Raw genomic sequence first — 13,672 nt, forward strand, 5'->3', positions numbered from 1 at the left:
CTACCGGCAGGGCGTGGCAGTCGATCATCGAATGCTGCACACGTCCTTCCCCGGTGGCGTTCATCCTTAATCTGCGCCGCCCGATGAGCGGCGAATGAGGACTAGCACCATGAGCAAGACTAACGAATCCCTGATGCAGCGCCGCATGGCCGCCGTACCGCGCGGCGTGGGCCAGATCCACCCGATCTTTGCTGAACGCGCTGAAAACGCCACGGTGTGGGACGTCGAAGGCCGCGAGTTTATCGACTTCGCTGGCGGTATCGCTGTACTGAACACCGGCCACCTGCATCCGAAAGTGGTCGCGGCCGTACAAGAGCAACTGACCAAGCTGTCGCACACCTGCTTCCAGGTGTTGGCTTACGAACCCTATGTCGAGCTGTGCGAAGAAATCGCTAAACGCGTACCGGGTAACTTCGCCAAGAAAACGCTGTTGGTGACCTCCGGTTCGGAAGCGGTAGAAAACGCGGTGAAAATCGCCCGTGCTGCCACCGGCCGTGCCGGTGTAATCGCCTTCACCGGTGCTTACCACGGCCGCACCATGATGACCCTGAGCCTCACCGGTAAAGTGGTGCCGTACTCCGCTGGCATGGGCCTGATGCCCGCTGGTGTCTACCGCGCCCAGTCGCCATGCGAGCTGCACGGTGTCAGCGAAGACGAGTCCATCGCCAGCATCGAGCGCATTTTCAAGAACGACGCGCAGCCGTCGGACATCGCCGCCATCATCATTGAGCCGGTGCAGGGCGAGGGTGGTTTCTACACCAACTCCAAAGCCTTTATGCAGCGCCTGCGTGCCCTGTGCGACCAGCACGGCATTCTGTTGATCGCCGACGAAGTGCAAACCGGCGCTGGCCGTACCGGCACCTTCTTCGCCACCGAACAACTGGGCGTGATCCCGGACCTGACCACCTTCGCTAAATCGGTTGGCGGCGGTTTCCCGATTTCCGGCGTATGCGGTAAAGCCGAAATCATGGACACCATCGCCCCAGGCGGCCTGGGCGGCACCTATGCCGGTAGCCCGATTGCCTGCGCCGCGGCCCTGGCCGTGCTGAAAGTGTTTGATGAAGAGAAGCTGCTGGAACGCTCGCAAGCCCTGGGCGAACGCCTGAAGGCCGGTCTGCGTGATATCCAAGCCAAGCACAGCGTGATTGGTGACGTGCGTGGCCTGGGTTCGATGATCGCTATCGAGCTGTTTGAAGGCGGCGACACCCACAAGCCAGCAGCGGAGTTGGTCGGCAAGATCGTTGCCCGTGCCCGTGAAAAAGGCTTGATCCTGCTGTCGTGCGGCACGTACTACAACGTTATCCGCTTCCTGATGCCGGTCACCATTCCTGATGCACAGCTCGACAAAGGCCTGGCCATTGTCGCTGAGTGCTTCGACGAACTCGCCTAGGGCTCACCAGCTCGGCAGTTTTGAGACCCGCTTTGGCGGGTCTTTTTTTGCCTGGTTTTTTTCCCTGCGCTTTGACCTTGGCTATGCGACAAAAGGCTCGGTGGCTTGAGCGGCCGGGGTTGGCTATGGTTGTTGGCAGACGGAGGATGCTGATGACCAAGGATTTTAAAGCTGCACCGCGCATCGTTATTGCCGCTCAAGACCCATGGACTCGCGAGCTACTCGGACAGTTGCTGGGCAATGTGCGCTGTGACGCCATTCTGTTGCCGTTCGCCGATGGCAGCTCTGCCCTGGAGGCGTGCAAAAAACGCCTGCCCGATTTGATCATTGCCGAGTGGGCGTTACCGGGCACCAACGGCCTGGACTTTCTTGGCGAGATTCGCCGCTTACAGCGCAAACCGCCGCTGCCGTTCATTCTGATGACCGACCGTACCGACAGCGCCAGCGTGCGCGAGGTGCTGCCGCTGGCGCCAACGGCCTATCTGGTACACCCCTTCAATATGGACAAGCTGCAACAGCGCCTGCGTGACCTGTTGCTGGCGCCAGGGCAGGAGGTGTTTTGTGAAATTCCGAGCCTCAAAGCTGAGCAAAGTCTCGATGCTTACCTGGAGGGCCTGCGCAATGAGTCCGACGGTGCGCCACTGCTCGACGAGGTAAAGGATGCCTTGAGCCTGGTGCTCAAGGCCGAGCAAATGGACCTGACCATTCTTGAGCAGCAGTTCGGTCGCGATCCGCAAATTACCGCGCGCCTGATCGCCGCGGCCAATAGTGCCGCTCAGCATATGGGCCGCCCCAGCCAAACCTTGGCGCAAGCGCTGCCACGCTTGGGCGTAGCCCACAGCATCAACCTGGTCATGGGCATGGCCTTGCAGCGCGGTACCAGCCTGACCGATGCGCGCCTGGCCCAGCAGGGCGAGTATTTCTGGGGCCTGTCTCAACGCACCGCCGATTACGCCCGGCAGTTGGCCGAAGAGCAGGGCATTGATGCCGAGCGCTGCTACTGCGCGGGCTTGCTGCATAGCATTGGCGACTTGGCCTTGCTGCGTTGCCTGCAAAACTGGCTGATTGCCGGCGGCACTCTGGAAGATGAAGCCATCACCAAAGCCCTGCGCAAATTCGGCGCTGGGTTTGGCTCGGCACTGCGCACCCGCTGGCGCTTGCCGCTGGAACTGCGTGAGCTGATTGCCGCGACTTACCAACTGACCGGCGTATACGGCCGTGAATCGCTGGTGCTGCACTTGGCCGCGCAAATGGCCCGTTGGCCGGATGACAAGCCGCTGAAAGAGTTGGCCGCCAGCAAGGCAGCGCAGCAACTCAATGCCAGCGAAAGCAAACTGCAACGTTTGATGCCGGCGCGGGTGGTGAAGGAATTGCCTGAGCCGGTGCTGGAGCCGACCACCGAAGTTTTACCGCACGAAACCTGAGGTGGACCGGCGCTGGAGAAACCCGCTCCCCTAGCCCCTCTCCCGCGAGCGGGCAGAGGGGGATCGATCAGCGACTAGTCCAACGGATTTAACTGCCGATCAAACGCGGCCATGTTCGGAAAGCTCAAAGGCTGCAATTCATCCAAGCGCAACAGCTGCTCGCGGTAGTCGGCGAGCATCGTGGTGCGCGCGTCATGGTCGATATAGGGCACGTGGTAGGCGGCAAACGGCGGCAGCACGCTAAGGCCGGCATAGGCGAGCGTGCCGCGCTGCAAGTGGCGCAGCATCAGGCTTAATTCGCCGTGGATGGCCTGCTCGTTGGCAAACATATGCGGCTGCGCGCCAAGGGTAAAACTGAGCATGGCTTTTTTGCCGCTGAGGCCGCCTCTGTCGTAGAAGCGCAAACCGCCGTAGCACACGCCGGAAACCAGCACGCGGTCGATCCAGCCTTTGAGAATCGCCGGCACCGAGCACCAGAACATCGGGAAGTTGAAGATCACCACATCGGCGGCCAACAGCTTGTCCAGCTCGGCGCTGATGTCGGCGGCGAGCGCGCCTTGGCCGTGGGCGTGGCGTTGCTCCAGGGCGTACACCAGGTAGTCGGGATTGCTGCGCGCGGCGAAGTCTGCCGCGCTGGCTACCGGGTTCCAGTTTATGGCGTAGAGGTCGGAGACCTGCACCTGGTGACCGGCTTGTTCCAGGGTGCTGACGGCAAGGTCTTTCATCGCCGTGCAGAACGACTGCGGTTCGGGGTGGGCGTGGACGATCAGAATATTCATCGGCGAATTCTTAAAGGGACGAAGACAACAAACGGCGCCGAAGCGCCGCTGTGTGCGTAGCGGCTGATTAAGCCGCTTGAGTTTGCTGGGCTGCCGGTTTGCTTTCGGCTGCGCGCGTCCAGCGATTGGCGCGGGCAAAGGTGCCAAAGTCGTTAAAGCGCACGCCTGCTTCGCGCATCACTTTGTGGGCAAAAGGCACCGTGAGCTGGCGGATGTAAAAGGGCTCTTTGACCACGAAATGGTGAATGGCATGGCTGCTGCCGAAGTTAAAGCAGAAGGCTTGCAGCGGCCACAGCCACACCGGGTTGAGCACTTGGCATTGCTGGATGACATTGCCCGGCTCGATATCGCCGTAGTAGTGCATGTTGGAGCTGACAAAGTGCAGGCAAAAGGTGCGCAGCACGTTGGGGCCGACCAGCACCACCACCGCGATGTTCACTATGTTCATCACCTCCAGGGTGGTCGCCGACCATTCAATCGGCGAGCCCAACAGGGTGGCGACAAAGGTGCTGAGATGAAAGCCGAGAAACACATACCAAGTGCCCCAGTTCATCAAACCCAGTGGTGCATAAACCTTCAGGGTGCGGGTAACGATGGTCCATTTATGCGTCCAGGTTTTCGCCCGCAAAAAGCGGATAAACGACGACATCATGTTGTCGCCGACCATCAGCAAGCGGGCAAAACCCCAAGGCTCACCGTTGGTGATGGCGCGCTCTTCCATATCGGTTTCAGTGCCGCTGACCTTGTGGTGGTTCAGGTGCAGATGACGACGTACCCAAGGGTTGATGGTGCTCGGCCGCGCCAGCCAGACCAGGGCCATCATCAGGTTGTGCGGGATACGCTGTTTGCGAAAGTACATCGAGTGGATCAGGTCATGTTCCAGCTCATGGGTCAGCGACGCGAAAAACGCGTTGAGCAGCAAGCACGCCCACCAGGCCATATAGCCTTCGATGTACAACACGGCGCTGCCGATCATGCCCAATAGAGCAAAGGCGAGGATGCCGGCGCCGAGGGCGTTCTGGTGGTTGAGAATCGGGTAGCGCTGGCGCAGTTCCACGCCATGGGCCATCACCACTTCGCGAATATGTGCAGCGCGTTGTTGCGCATTCTGGTTCACGGGGCTTGCAGGAGACTGGGACATGCTTACATCCTCTATTTAACGTGAGGCTACTGTGCCGACCCCGGCGCCCCCTAGCCTGACCTCGAACGCCAACCTGTTGACCGGATGCGCCAATCTGCATGACTGCTGAACCCACCTCGCTTGCCAGTTGGACCCGTGCCCTGCGCAAGCAGCTTGATGCACTGGGCCTGGATAGCGCGCAGCTGTGCCTGGATGCCGGTGTCGACCCGGCGCTGATGGAACACCCCAACGCCCGCTACCCGCTGTCGGCGACCACGCGCTTGTGGCACCTGGCGGTGCAAGCCAGCGGCGATCCGGCGCTGGGCTTGAAAACTTCGCAATACGTCAGCCCCACCAGCTTTCACGCCTTGGGTTATGCGCTAGTAGCCAGCAGCAGTTTGCGTGAGGTGTTTGAACGCATCGTGCGGTATCACCAAGTGGTCAGTGATGCCCTGAGCCTGGAACTCAAGGCGTTGCCGGATCGCTACGAGTTCTACCTGAACGTGCCGGTTGGCAGCCCGGCGCCGGCATTGGAAGCGGTGGATGCGTTTATCGCCATTTACGTGCGCACCTGCCGTAATCGCCTGGGCCGCGACTTTGCGCCGCTGGCCGTTTACCTGCGCCGCCCGCTGCCCGTCGACCCCGGCCCTTGGCACGACGCGCTGCGTGCGCCGATCCACTTCGGCGCCGCGCAGGACTATTTGCAGTTCCCCCGCGAGGCCTTCGACAGCCAGCTGGAAGACGGCAATCAAGAGCTGGCCGAGCACAACGAAACCGTGCTCAAGCGCACCCTTGAACAACTGCACCCGGTAACCTGGCGCCGCCGCGTGTGCACGTGCCTGGAAAACCAATTGCCCAACGGCGAGCCCTCGGCCGAGCGTATCGCCAGCAGCCTGCACTTAAGCCTGCGCAGCTTGCAGCGCCACCTTGCCGACGAAGGCTGTAGCTACGAAAACCTGCTCAGCGAAACCCGCCAGAACCTGGCCTTGCAACATATGCGCGACCCGCATTGCTCCATCAGTGAGATTGCCTATTTGCTAGGCTTTGCCGACAGCAGCAGTTTCAGTCGCGCCTTTAAACGCTGGACCGGCCAAGCGCCTAGCCAATACCGTGATGTGTTGTTGGCCAAGAGTGGCGGCACATAGGACTAAAGCGCAGTGGCAGCGCGGCCGATGACATGCTCGAATAGCGACCTTGCTCGTAGGGTGTGCTGTGCGCACCATGGCGCAAACCGCTTGGTGCGCACAGCACACCCTGCCAGTCACGCGTTCCAAGCTGCGCCATAAAAATAAGAGGTTTGCCGATGCGTCCTGCCTACTCCCGCCGCCCCTGGGCTTTTCTGCTGCATGCCGTTGGCCTGGCGGTGTTGATGGCGGTTTACCAGCAGATGCAGCTACCGCTTTACCTCAGCATTCCTGCCTACCTGCTACTCGCCCTCTGGCCGTGGCTAGGCCCGTGGAAGCTGCCGGTCGAAGAGCCGGTTAGCGCCAAACAGCAAAGCAGCACATTCAACGCGCTCAGCCAAAACCTGTCGCGCAGCACCTGCCATAACGCCTTGGCGGCGGCGCAAGTGGCCTTTGGTGTGCAGCGCATGGCCGACAAGCTGCAATCGCAGCTGCAGGTGGTGGAGCAAGTCAGTACCGGCGCCTCGGCAATGACCGCCACCGAAGAAGCCAGCGCCCAGCGCGCCGAACAGACCCTGAACGCCGCCCATGCCGTGCGCGAGCGCAGCGATGAAGGTCAGCGGGCGCTGCAACAGGCCATCACCCGTATGCAGCAATTGAGCGTACAAGCCGCCGACAGTCGCGAGCTGATGGATGGCCTGAGCAGCCGCACTGAGCAGATTCAGCAAGTTACCCAAGTGATTCAATCCATCGCCAGCCAGACCAATTTGCTTGCGCTTAACGCCGCCATCGAAGCGGCCCGTGCGGGTGATCAGGGCCGTGGGTTTGCCGTGGTGGCCGATGAGGTGCGCAAGCTCGCCGGGCGTACCGCGGAGGCCACCGAGGAGGTGGCGCAGATCGTCAACGATATTCGCCAGCAGAGCAGTGCGGTGGTCCGCCATATTCAGCAGCAGGCCAGCGAGCTTGATCAGGCCGCCGCCCAGGTCGAGGCCAGCGGTGGGCAACTGCAAGGCATCACCGAACTGGCCAGCGAGGTGGAAAGCCAGGTGGCCTTTATCAATACCGGCACCGAGAGCAATCACCAGCAGCTGTCGGCGTTGTTTGTTGCGTTGGAGCAATTGCGCAGCGATGTGCGCGGCAGCGAAGCGCAAACTCGCGAATTGGCCCAGGCCGCGCAGCGGCTGGTGGGGCAGGCTGAGAGTGTTAGCGAGCAGTTGGCCGAGGTTGGGCTGGATGACTATCACCAGCGTATCTATGACCTGGCGCGTGAAGGTGCCGCCGCCATCACCGCGCAATTTGAGGCTGATATCCAGGCTGGGCGGGTTAGCGTTAGCGATCTGTTCGACCGCAGCTATCAACCCATCGCCAACAGCTTTCCGGCCAAATATCACACCCGTTTCGATGCGTACGCCGATCAGGTGTTGCCGACCATTCAAGAACCGCTACTGAGCCGCCATGAAGGCCTGGTATTTGCCATCGCCAGCACGCCAGAAGGTTATGTGCCGACCCATAACCGCGCCTTTAGCCATGCACAAACTGGCGATCGGGCGGTGGACGCGCTGAAAAGCCGCAGCAAGCGCCTGTTCAACGACCCCACCGGCATTCGCTGTGGCAGCCATCAGCAGGCGCTTCTGCTGCAAACCTATAGCCGCGATACGGGTGAATTGATGCACGACCTGTCGGTGCCGATTACGGTGCAGGGCCGGCATTGGGGCGGTTTGCGCTTGGGGTATCGGCCGCAAGCGTAATGACGCCGTACCGTCGTCCCCGCGCAGGCGGGGCCCCAGATTTCTGGATGGAGCGAAGTGCTGCGGCCGGCGCGAGATTCTGGATCCCCGCCTGCGCGGGGATGACGGAGTTAAGGCTGAGTTATGCGCCAGCCTCCGCCACCTCGCGCAACTGCTGCAAATCCAAAATCTCAATCTCGCCATACGTCAGCCGCAGGATGCCTTGGGCTTGCAGGTCTTTGAGAATCTGGTTGGTGGTCTGTCGGGAAATCGCCAGCATCAACGCCAACTGCTCTTGCGCCAGGTGAATAACCCGGCGTGGGTCGCCCTCGCCGTAGTTGTCGGCAATCATCAGCAGCCGTTGGGCCAAGCGTGGTGCCGCGGGCAGCAGGCTGATCTGTTCCAGGGCGATAAAGGCCAGGCGCAGTTTTTGGCTCATCAGCAGGGCAAAGTCGCGCCAGTAGCCGGGTTGGCGTTGCAGCAGTACGCTCAGTACCGCTTGCGGCACATGGAGCAATACGGTTGCGCCTTCGGCAAAGGCGTCATGGGTACGTGGCTGGCCGTCGAAAAGAGAGATTTCGCCAAACCAGTACGGCGGCTCTACCAGGGTTAATAACGCTTCCTTGCCATTAGCACTGACGGCGCCCACGCGCATAGCGCCTTCGACCACGGCGTATAAACCGCACGGCTGGTCGCCGCGATGGAACAGACGCTCACCGCCTTGCAGGCGGCGCACTTGGGCGCTGTTAAGCAATTCGTCCTGCAACGCTTGCGGCAGGGTACTGAACCAATGGCCAGTGCGCAGCAGAGGCAAGTACGGCAGAGAATGGCTCATGGCTTTTTCCGGATAGCGGGCACGGTTTGTCGGCTAGCTGACAGAGTTGCAGCTTACCCAACCTGCATGATTCCTCCAGCCCAAATAGAGGCAGCCTCCGAGGACATAAGATGAAAACCCTGACAGATCATCTCGCGCAGTACGCCACCTACCACCGCGACCGGCGCAATATCTTCACCCACTTTATTGGCGTGCCGATGATTGCCTTCGCCGTGACCGCCTTACTCTCGCGCCCAGGGTTGAACGTGCTGGGCGTGTGGCTTTCGCCCGCAAGCGTGTGCGCGTTGGCCTCGGCGATTTTCTACCTGCGTTTGGACCTGCGCCTTGGTGTGCTGATGAGTGCGTTGCTTGGCCTTAGCCTGTGGGGCGGTGCCAATCTGGCGGCACAAAGCACCCTGGTCTGGTTAAGCGGTGGCTTGGGCCTGTTTGTGCTGGGTTGGATTATCCAATTCATTGGCCACTACTACGAAGGGCGCAAACCGGCGTTTGTTGATGACCTGTCGGGGCTGATCGTGGGGCCGTTGTTTGTGGTGGTCGAGTTGCTGTTTCTGCTGGGTATCCGTGACGAGTTGCGCGAGGCTATCGAAGAGCGTGCTGGTCCGACCCATATTCGTGGTAAAGACGCATTGGTGTGACTGCCGTTCGTTAAGCCAAAAAGCGAAACCATAAAAAATGCCCCGTTCTTTCGATTCGGGGCATTTGCTTTTAGCAGGCATGCTGAACAACGTTAGCGCTCTTCAATCGCCCACCTGGTTAAACACTACGTGACAGCCCTGTCAAAACGACTAAAGGCCGAGGCCGAAAATCGTAGACAGTGCAGCGCTCACACTTACTGTGCTGACAGCGATAGTTGATCCCGTGATGGTTAGCGCATTGAAGGCTGTGCTCAACGAACTATTGTTCAGTACCAATAATCCCTGGTTGGCTTGCTCTATCGCTACGTTTTCGGAATCGGCTATAAAGCTGTCGAATTCTGCATCACCCTGCGCACCTGGACTAAACAGTGCCCGGAAGTTCGCGCGAAATTCTTGGAAACCTTCCGGAGGGTTTAGTCTGCCCTCTGACCACTCGTCGAAGATATAGCGTGACCAACCCGGGTAGCCAGTGGCCTCATCGGGAAACTCGGTACTTTGACCCAAACCCGAAGCTCGAATTATTTCGCTAGTTCTAGGGTTGAGCATTTCTTCAAACTGTTGCCGCATAATCACTCGTTTAAGCATTATATCTGCTTGTTGAGCGGGGTCGAATTTCATGCTGATCAGCGCATTGGATAGAGCGCTGAGTGCACCGATGTTGCTGGACTTATACAGAGATGCGCCGGCGACAGTAGGGCTTGAGACGTAAAAATACTGCCCCAACGACGGTTGCCCGGCAATGTCATAGGACGGACTCGTTGCCACCCAGTTGCCAAAGCCGAGCCCGTCTTGTTCATCTTCTGTTGTTGTGCTGGACAAGGACTGCTCAATGTCAGGAATGGTCTGTTTTGTGCCGATGTTTAACTTAATCAAGTTATACATATAGGATAAATAGGCTGTATTCATGTCGTTGGCCAACGCGGCAAGCAAAACGGTAGCGCTGTTTTGTTGGCCTAGATAACGCCATTTATTATTGGATGTTTGATTGGTTGGAAAGTATGTTGCGCTGTTGCTAGCCATTCCTTTGAAGTTTGCTTGGAAAAATTCAAGCGTTTTCGATACGGGGTTGTTGTACTGGAAAATGTCGCCATAATTGGCCGCTTTACCCCACTCAGGGAAGTAGTTACTGATACCGCTCACCAGTTTTTTAACTTGTTCTTTGCTGCCCAGGCTGGCCAAGTAAGTCCAGTTTTCGTTTGAGGTTTTATTAGTGGGTAATGCCTTGTTGCTAGTGGCAGGATTACCGTTGAATTTGGAGATAAAGATATCTACGCTGTTGTCTTTCGGGTTTTCGTAGGTTTGCAGTGAGCCTACGCTGTTGCTTTCATCATTCCAGGTGGTGGGTTTATACATGTAGATTTTTCTGATGTCGTCGTATAGCGCCAGCGCATGTTGGCTGTAAGCATCCAGTAACGGTGTGCCAGCGTGTAGCGCAGCAATAAAGTCTTTAATGCTAGTGGGAAGTTGATTGTACAAGTCGCCATTGCTATATATTTTATCGAAGAAGGCTTTAGCCCTTTCTTGCGATGTATAGCGTTCAGTTTTAAGCCTTCTATTGGCGTCTTCAGTGGGCAGGTTTTTGCCCGCGTGTACGCTTTTCATTCGGTCCATGAAAGGTAACTCTTCGGTGAAGCCGTACATCAATACAAAGAAATGTTTCCCGATAGCTTCGGCCGTTTTATAGTTTTCCGCGGTAAGCATTTCGTTGCGCCTATCGCCGGTATTTATTAACCACTGCGCCCTGTACGCATCGTTTCCCTGCAAATAATCATAGGGGTAGATATCTACTGTTCTACCTGCTCTCGCGCTCAGAGACAGGTCGGTAGGCGCCATTACGCTCAGGCTGTATAGGTGGTCTTTACCCGATCGGCGCAGCCGATCATCGCCCGTCCATTGCCAGTTCTGCGCGCTTGGCTCGTAGGTATTAATTCTCCCGCCGCAAACCAATGTAACAACGCCGGTATCCGCCTGCCGAGGCGATGTCAGGCACTGACCCGACAGCGAGTTTTTCAGTTGGATAGTTTTGTCTTCGTTTTCGATAACGTACCAATCCATTGATCGCGTTGCACTGTTGCAGTTTATTGTTTCTACGCTGTAGTCAATATTGATGTTTTGCGTTGATACTTGGGCCTGTGCCGGTGCTAAACAGGTTTTTTTAGCCTGATTAACAACGCGAGTCACTTGGGTAATAGCGTTAGCCTGAGGAAACGCCAGCGCGAGGTTGGCAGCGCTTTTCAAGAACTCTTCTCTACTGGTATTGGCTGATAAGTACGAGCTCATTAAACTATTAAATCCAAAGCCGACGACTTTCGATTGCGTCTGCGCCAGGGTCTCACTATTTACCTGAGCAGTTAGCCTAGGATTAATGCTTTCTCTAAGGCTTTTGGTAAATGACTCGGGTAGAGCCTGTGGTACAAATTTATAGTATTTAGTGGCTTTCGCTTTGTGCGTGGAGGGCGAGGTGCTGGCGTTATTCCAGGTGTCGGAGAAACTCTCCTCGGTCTGGCTGAAATCATAGTCGGCAGCATCGGCTGGTCGGATAAATGGGTAAACGGACTGTAGTTCTCTTAAGGACAGGCTGTCGCTGTAGCTTCGGGTAAATCCCCATTTTCCGGAAACGCTGGGGGCGTAGGCTTTTGTCCAGTAATTAATCCGGATGGATTTCATTAGGGTTGGGTTCATTCGAAAATAAAGTTGGGCAGTTTTTTTCAGGTTGGCATTGTATTGAGCAACCAATAAGGAGTATTTGCCCTTGGCGTAAGCGTCCATTACAAATGCCATCATAAAACTTCGATGGTTATCGCTGGACAAATCATTGGGAATATCTCGTGCGAGATCAATGGGGATAGTGGTTTGTATTTGTTTGAAGTAGTCGGCGAAACTTTTAGAGTCTTCTTTTTGCCACTTAGCTAAACGCAGCGCTAATAGTTGATATTGCTCTATTAACGGCTGGTTTAGCTGCTGGCTGAGTTGCAGATTTTTGTTATTCCATTCTTCCCATTGTTTTTGATAAGCGGAAAACAAGTCTTCATTTTTGTAGTAGTTATCTAGGTGCTGTTGGGCGACCGAACCCTGATCGATAGGTGTGTAACCGTTACTTACGGAGCAGCCGCCTGAATCATTCGCGTATTGGCCAGAGGGGCAATTTACTGCGGCAAATGCGTGGCTGATTGATAATGTCATCACGGACAGTGTGCAGACACCGATCCAGCTGTTAATTCCAGTTGCGCCTTTTGCGAAGTTTAACTTTTTCATATTTGCGATTCCTTTATGGAAAGCGACCAATATTTAAGAGCAAGTTAAAATTGTGATGAAAACGCAGCTTTATTAAGTTGCTTTTTCCAACTCTACTGCTATAGCCGCTATCTGAAGGTGGAATACGAAAAGTCACAGCGTTAGCTGCAATTAACCTGCCGTAAGTAGCCCATTCAATACCGTAAATTCCTATGATTTATTACGTTGAAAGTCTTGCGGTTTCCTACAGCGAATTTTTACCGTTCGCGTGGACATAGCAGAAAGAGCCTCGCAAATTAACGGAGCATCCGGCAGCTCCGTCTCACGGCGTGCAACACAGTCATCTCTTTTGTAACAAAGGAGATAACGATGGTTGTGCGTATCGCCAAGGTGGGGATGGTGGTAATGATCGGCCTGTTTTTGTTGTTAGTCGGGGTGGATAACTTGCTCGACTACGGCACCAACTATGCCTTTGTGCAGCACGTAATGATGATGGACACGCTGCCGCCTCAGTCCGAACTTCTCTCGCGGGCCATCCATAGCCCTTTGCTGCACAAGCTCGTATACGCCCAGATCATTGCCGTGGAGATGCTCGCCGGCTTGCTCTGTGTACTTGGCGCCGCACGTCTTTGGCTTGAGCGTGGCGCAGCGGCGAGCAGTTTCAATCGGGCAAAACATATCGCCATCGCCGGTCTGGCGCTGGCGTTCGCCCTGTGGTTTTTCGGCTTTATGGTGATCGGCGGTGAGTGGTTTCAGATGTGGCGATCACCCACCTGGAACGGCCAGCAGGCGGCGTTTCGATTTATCGGGTGTGTGGGGCTGGTGCTGTTGTTTTTGAGCCACCGTGACGAGGAGTTCGCTTAGCGCAAATCGCGCGCACCCGGTTGTTGCGCGCATACACCGTGGTACGCACGGCGCACCACTACGTAGTGGCGCCCGGGCCTTAGCGGAAAAAGCGCGTTGCCAGTGCCTAGTTGGCGCTCATCAACTGTTCGCTCATGGCCCGCGCATGGCGGTCGACAATAGTCGGCGCAAAGGGCCGGCCGGAGAGGCTGGTCATGGCGGTTACGCCGCTGTTCATATCGGCCAGTGCCACGCGTAGGTAACCCCAGCGGGTGTCGAGTTTCTTTTTCACGGCGGCATCTTGTTCGGCGAGTTTGTTCATTTCGCCGTCGATCTCCGGCACCAACAGGCGTTCGTCTTGGCCGATGTATTGGTCGGCGTGTTCGCGCGCCAGTTCCAGGCTGCCGACGTAGGAGCGGAACAGGTACTGCACAGACAGGTATTCCAGTTTCACCGGCAGTTCGTCCACCGGGGTGGCAACGCCCAGGCCGTGGGCGCTGATCAGAAAGTCGCGCAGGGCTTTGCTCAGTTCTTTCTGGTAACCCCAAGGCACATCTTCTT

General features: G+C 57.0%; 10 protein-coding genes and 1 pseudogene. 6 read left to right on the top strand and 5 right to left on the bottom strand.

The genetic code is table 11. The features are described from left to right. Nucleotides 1-109 precede the first annotated feature (109 nt). On the top strand, nt 110-1,390 hold the full coding sequence (gene gabT / locus AAAB16_RS03950; RefSeq protein ID WP_340662173.1) for a 4-aminobutyrate--2-oxoglutarate transaminase: 1,281 nt from the start codon (nt 110-112) through the stop codon (nt 1,388-1,390). 152 nt (nt 1,391-1,542) lie between these two features. Continuing rightward, nucleotides 1,543-2,814: an HDOD domain-containing protein gene (locus tag AAAB16_RS03955; protein ID WP_340662174.1), complete on the top strand. Its 1,272-nt coding sequence runs from the start codon at nt 1,543-1,545 to the stop codon at nt 2,812-2,814. A 74-nt stretch (nt 2,815-2,888) separates the two neighbouring features. On the opposite strand, the gene AAAB16_RS03960 is transcribed toward AAAB16_RS03955, so the two are convergent. Next, nucleotides 2,889-3,593: an NAD(P)H-dependent oxidoreductase gene (locus AAAB16_RS03960; protein ID WP_340662175.1), complete on the bottom strand. Its 705-nt coding sequence runs from the start codon at nt 3,591-3,593 to the stop codon at nt 2,889-2,891. A 67-nt stretch (nt 3,594-3,660) separates the two neighbouring features. Then, nucleotides 3,661-4,734: a fatty acid desaturase gene (locus AAAB16_RS03965; RefSeq protein ID WP_340662176.1), complete on the bottom strand. Its 1,074-nt coding sequence runs from the start codon at nt 4,732-4,734 to the stop codon at nt 3,661-3,663. Nucleotides 4,735-4,832: 98 nt separating this feature from the next. On the opposite strand from AAAB16_RS03965, the gene AAAB16_RS03970 reads away from it, so the two are divergent. Together AAAB16_RS03970 and AAAB16_RS03975 are read left to right on the top strand one after the other, a co-directional pair. Further along, nucleotides 4,833-5,858 (top strand): AraC family transcriptional regulator, encoded by a 1,026-nt coding sequence (locus AAAB16_RS03970; RefSeq protein WP_340662177.1) that lies wholly within the window; start codon nt 4,833-4,835, stop codon nt 5,856-5,858. Between the two features lie 158 nt (nt 5,859-6,016). After that, nucleotides 6,017-7,585 carry a methyl-accepting chemotaxis protein gene (locus AAAB16_RS03975; protein ID WP_340662178.1) on the top strand — a complete coding sequence of 523 codons (1,569 nt, stop codon included), beginning with the start codon at nt 6,017-6,019 and terminating at the stop codon, nt 7,583-7,585. A gap of 121 nt (nt 7,586-7,706) precedes the next feature. Here the strand turns inward: AAAB16_RS03975 and AAAB16_RS03980 are convergent, their stop codons facing one another. Further along, a complete protein-coding gene (locus AAAB16_RS03980; RefSeq protein WP_340662179.1) occupies nt 7,707-8,399 on the bottom strand; it encodes a Crp/Fnr family transcriptional regulator in 693 nt (230 codons plus the stop codon). 110 nt (nt 8,400-8,509) lie between these two features. Between AAAB16_RS03980 and AAAB16_RS03985 the strand changes: the two genes are divergently transcribed. Further along, on the top strand, nt 8,510-9,034 hold the full coding sequence (locus AAAB16_RS03985) for an Mpo1-like protein (RefSeq protein WP_340662180.1): 525 nt from the start codon (nt 8,510-8,512) through the stop codon (nt 9,032-9,034). Between the two features lie 150 nt (nt 9,035-9,184). On the opposite strand, the gene AAAB16_RS03990 is transcribed toward AAAB16_RS03985, so the two are convergent. Continuing rightward, a complete protein-coding gene (locus AAAB16_RS03990) occupies nt 9,185-12,289 on the bottom strand; it encodes a hypothetical protein (RefSeq protein WP_340662181.1) in 3,105 nt (1,034 codons plus the stop codon). A gap of 348 nt (nt 12,290-12,637) precedes the next feature. Here AAAB16_RS03990 and AAAB16_RS03995 point away from each other — a divergent pair, with 348 nt between their 5' ends. After that, complete coding sequence (locus tag AAAB16_RS03995) at nt 12,638-13,132, top strand: DUF2165 domain-containing protein (RefSeq protein WP_340662182.1); 495 nt, start codon at nt 12,638-12,640, stop codon at nt 13,130-13,132. 106 nt (nt 13,133-13,238) lie between these two features. On the opposite strand, the pseudogene AAAB16_RS04000 reads toward AAAB16_RS03995, so the two are convergent. After that, a pseudogene (locus tag AAAB16_RS04000) lies at nt 13,239-13,672 on the bottom strand (hypothetical protein); the annotation flags it as partial.

Source organism: Pseudomonas sp., from assembly GCF_037994325.1.
In the GTDB taxonomy this organism is placed as follows: domain Bacteria; phylum Pseudomonadota; class Gammaproteobacteria; order Pseudomonadales; family Pseudomonadaceae; genus Aquipseudomonas.